This is a genomic window from Candidatus Infernicultor aquiphilus, from assembly GCF_002784285.1.
Lineage (GTDB): Bacteria > Atribacterota > Phoenicimicrobiia > Phoenicimicrobiales > Phoenicimicrobiaceae > Infernicultor > Infernicultor aquiphilus.
The window spans coordinates 1,247-4,995 of the sequence record NZ_PFKO01000037.1; the positions used below are offsets into that span (position 1 = coordinate 1,247).

Genomic DNA, 3,749 nt, shown 5'->3' on the forward strand with positions numbered 1-3,749 from the left:
AATGGAAGCTCGTGGTTTTATTATAGGTGCTCCAGTAGCTTATCAATTAGGGGTTGGATTTCTACCCATTAGAAAACCGGGAAAACTTCCAAGTGAAGTGGAGAGAGTATCTTACCAGTTAGAATATGGAGAGAATATACTGGAAATGCATAAAGATGCTATCAATAATGGAGATAAAGTTATGGTAGTTGATGATCTTTTAGCTACTGGTGGTACCACAGCCGCTGTGTTTAAACTGATTGAAAAATTAGGAGGAAAAGTTATCGGTGCATCATTTATAATTGAACTTGAATTTTTAAATCCCCGAAAGAAATTAGAAGGATACCATATTTTTTCTTTAGTTCAATATGATTAAATTATCAATATCGTATCTCGTATCCTATGAACTAAAAACTTGCATTTAATACTAAAAACTAATGACACTACTCACTATCGACTAGTAAATTGGTAAATTGGTCAATTGGAAAATTGGTTAATTAAACATACTTGCATCTTACATCTTACTTCTTGTATTTTAACTAACGACTATTCACTATTTACTATCGACTAATAAAGAAGGTGTAAATTATTTCTCAATATACTTTAGCAAGATATATTTTAAAAAGAATACCTCAATATGCTCCCCAAGCTGATCTAAGCTTAATAAAAAATGCTTACAAATATGCCGCAAAAGCCCACGAAAATCAAAATAGATATTCAGGGGAACCCTATATCTTACATCTTTTAGAGGTGGCTAAAATATTAGCAGATTTGGAACTTGATGTGATTACCATTACAGGTGGAATCCTGCATGATGTAATAGAGGATACTAACACCCAATTATCTAAAGTTAAAGAAGAATTTGGTGAAGAGATAGCTATGTTAGTAAATGGGGTTACTAAATTAAGTAGAATTTCTTTTAAAACCCAGGAAGAACAACAAGCTGAAAATTTTCGTAAAATGTTTTTAGCCATGGCTGAAGATGTAAGAGTTATTCTGATAAAATTAGCAGATCGTTTAAATAATATGAGAACATTGCAATATATACCCCCTTTTAAGAGGTTAAGGGTATCCCGGGAAACTTTAGAAATATATGTTCCTATAGCTAATAGATTAGGTATTTCCAGGATTCAGTGGGAATTAGAAGACCTTTCTTTGAGTTATTTAGAGCCAATGAAATATAAGGCAATAGTTAATAGAATTGCTAAAAATCGATTAGAAAGAGAAAAGTATGTTGAATCAATAAAAGAGACTATAAAAAAAGAATTACAAAAGGTAAAGATAGAAGCAGAAATTCACGGTCGACCAAAAAACATCTATAGTATTTACACAAAGATGAAAGAGAGAGAAAAAGATTTTTTCCAGATATATGATTTAATAGCCATTAGAATAATCTGCAATTCTGTTAAAGATTGTTATGCTATATTGGGATTATTGCATTCAATTTGGAAACCTATGCCAGGTCGATTTAAAGACTATATTGCTATGCCTAAATCAAATATGTATCAATCTTTACATACTACAGTAGTTACATCTCAAGGTGAACCTTTAGAAATACAAATTCGAACTTGGGAGATGCATAAAACTGCTGAATACGGAATAGCCGCTCATTGGAAATATAAAGAAAAGATTGATTTAAAAAAAGATAAAAAATTAGAAGAAAGGCTTTCCTGGTTAAGACAGATATTAGAATGGCAGAAAGATTTAAAAGATCCCAAGGAATTTATGGAGAGCTTAAAAATTGGTCTTTTCCAGGATGAAGTTTTTACTTTTACTCCTAAAGGGGATGTAAAGATATTGCCTTCGGGTTCTACCCCTATAGATTTTGCTTATATTATACATACAGATGTTGGCCATAGTTGTGTAGGGGCTAAAGTTAATAAGAAGATAGTGCCTTTAGATTATAAATTAAAGAGTGGAGACATTGTGGAGATATTAACTTCAAAGTTAGGCCGAGGTCCCAGTAGAGATTGGTTAAAATTAGTTAAGACATCAGGGGCAAAAAATAAAATCAGGATCTGGTTTAAAAAGGAGATGAGGGAAGAAAATATTCAAAAAGGCAGAGAACTTTTTGAAAAAGAAATGGAAAAATGTCGAATTGAACCTTCATCCGAACTTACTAAAAAATTAAAAAACGCTAGTATTGAATTAGGTTTTTTAGAATTAGAGACAATGTTTGAGAATATTGGATATGGAAAATTGACCCCCTTTCAGGTTTTATCTAAAATAATCCCTCAAGAAAAAATCCCTCAAGTTCTCCCTACGGTAAAAGTAAAAAAACAAATCGATCAAGGTATTAGAGTGCAAGGAATTAATGATGTTATGATAAAATTTGCTCGGTGTTGCAATCCTGTTCCTGGTGACGAAATAATTGGGTATATCACTAGAGGAAGAGGTGTATCTGTACATAAAATAGATTGTTCTAATATTGATTTTATTTCCGCCGAAAAAGATCGATTAGTTAAGGTTGAATGGATAAAGACAGAAGAATTGTTTTATCCAGTAAAAATAAAGATAATAGCTGGTGACCGATCAAATTTAGTAGCTGATATTATGTTAGTTTTTTCTAAGCTTAAGATTTCAGTCAGTGCTATACATGCAGTAACTAATAAAAATAATATTGCTAATATAGATATAGCTCTTTCTATTAATAATCTTGATCAACTTAAAGAAATAATTAAGAAAATAAAAAAAGTAAAAAGTGTATTAACGGTGAAAAGAGCAAAAACGTTTTAATATTAATGGAATAAGAAAAAGAATTTTTTATCTGGAGGAGTAAATAATGAGAGCAGTGGTACAAAGGGTAAAAGAGGGATCGGTAGAGATTAAAGAAAAAGAAATAGGAAAGATAGAACAAGGCTTGGTAGTTCTTTTGGGAGTTGGTCAGAATGATACCGAAAAGGATGCGGAATATATTGCTGGAAAGATAATAAATTTACGAATATTTGAAGATAAAGAAGGAAAGATGAATCTTTCTTTGAAAAATATAAATGGTCAAATTTTAGTTATATCGCAATTTACCTTATATGGAGATTGCAAAAAGGGGAGGCGTCCTAGTTTTATTTCTGCTGCTCTTCCTGATAAAGCAGTAAAATTATATGAATATTTTGTAAGATGTATAAAAAATTATAATCTTAAGGTAGAAACTGGGCAATTCCAAGCGATGATGTTAGTAAAAATTTTTAATGATGGTCCAGTTACCATTTTTTTGGATAGTGAAAAGTTAATTTAAAAAATTGTTTAGGGATTCATTATTTTTAATTTTATTAAGATAGTTTTTTAAAGGAGAAAATATGAAGTTACCTCTTATTATTGGACATAGAGGAGCGAAGGGAATTGCTCCTGAAAATAGCCTTTCTGGTTTTAAAAAAGCAATTGAGTTAGGGATAGATGGAGTAGAGTTGGATGTACATCTTACTAAAGATGAAGAATTAGTCGTAATTCATGATATGGATTTAAAAAGATTCAGTGGATTAAAGATTCCTATTAAACAACTTACTTTAGAAGAATTGAAAAAATATAATATTTCTGAGCAGTTTATAAAAAATCAGGAGAAAGTTTTGAAGAAATTGCCTGAAGAAAAAAGGTATTTTTTAGAATTAAGGGCAATTCAAGCTAATGTATTTAATCTGAATATTTTTGAACAAATAACTAAAAAGAAAATTAGTTTTTATTTACATTGGGATGGCAAGCAATTTGATATAGTTAAAAAGTTATTTTTGTCCAGAAATGATGGAGAGAAGATAGGGTTTAAACAAATAAAAATTAAA

Annotated in this window: 4 protein-coding genes; all 4 read left to right on the top strand. The window is 30.3% G+C overall.

What is annotated here, in order from left to right; all coding sequences use genetic code 11:
* Positions 1 to 355 (top strand): adenine phosphoribosyltransferase (locus COZ07_RS01175; RefSeq protein ID WP_406606771.1); only part of this gene is annotated, 355 nt, incomplete at its 5' end.
* Between the two features lie 239 nt (positions 356 to 594).
* Positions 595 to 2,715 (top strand): bifunctional (p)ppGpp synthetase/guanosine-3',5'-bis(diphosphate) 3'-pyrophosphohydrolase, encoded by a 2,121-nt coding sequence (locus tag COZ07_RS01180; RefSeq protein ID WP_406606774.1) that lies wholly within the window; start codon positions 595 to 597, stop codon positions 2,713 to 2,715.
* 46 nt (positions 2,716 to 2,761) lie between these two features.
* Positions 2,762 to 3,211, top strand: coding sequence for a D-aminoacyl-tRNA deacylase (gene dtd / locus COZ07_RS01185; protein ID WP_406606772.1), 450 nt, complete (start codon positions 2,762 to 2,764; stop codon positions 3,209 to 3,211).
* A 61-nt stretch (positions 3,212 to 3,272) separates the two neighbouring features.
* A partial coding sequence (locus COZ07_RS01190) for a glycerophosphodiester phosphodiesterase (protein WP_406606773.1) occupies positions 3,273 to 3,749 on the top strand: 477 nt, incomplete at its 3' end.

What these genes read in the sequence shown, in the direction of transcription:
- dtd (WP_406606772.1), top strand. Translation starts at nt 2,762, where the DNA reads ATGAGAGCAGTGGTACAAAGGGTAAAAGAGGGATCGGTAGAGATTAAA.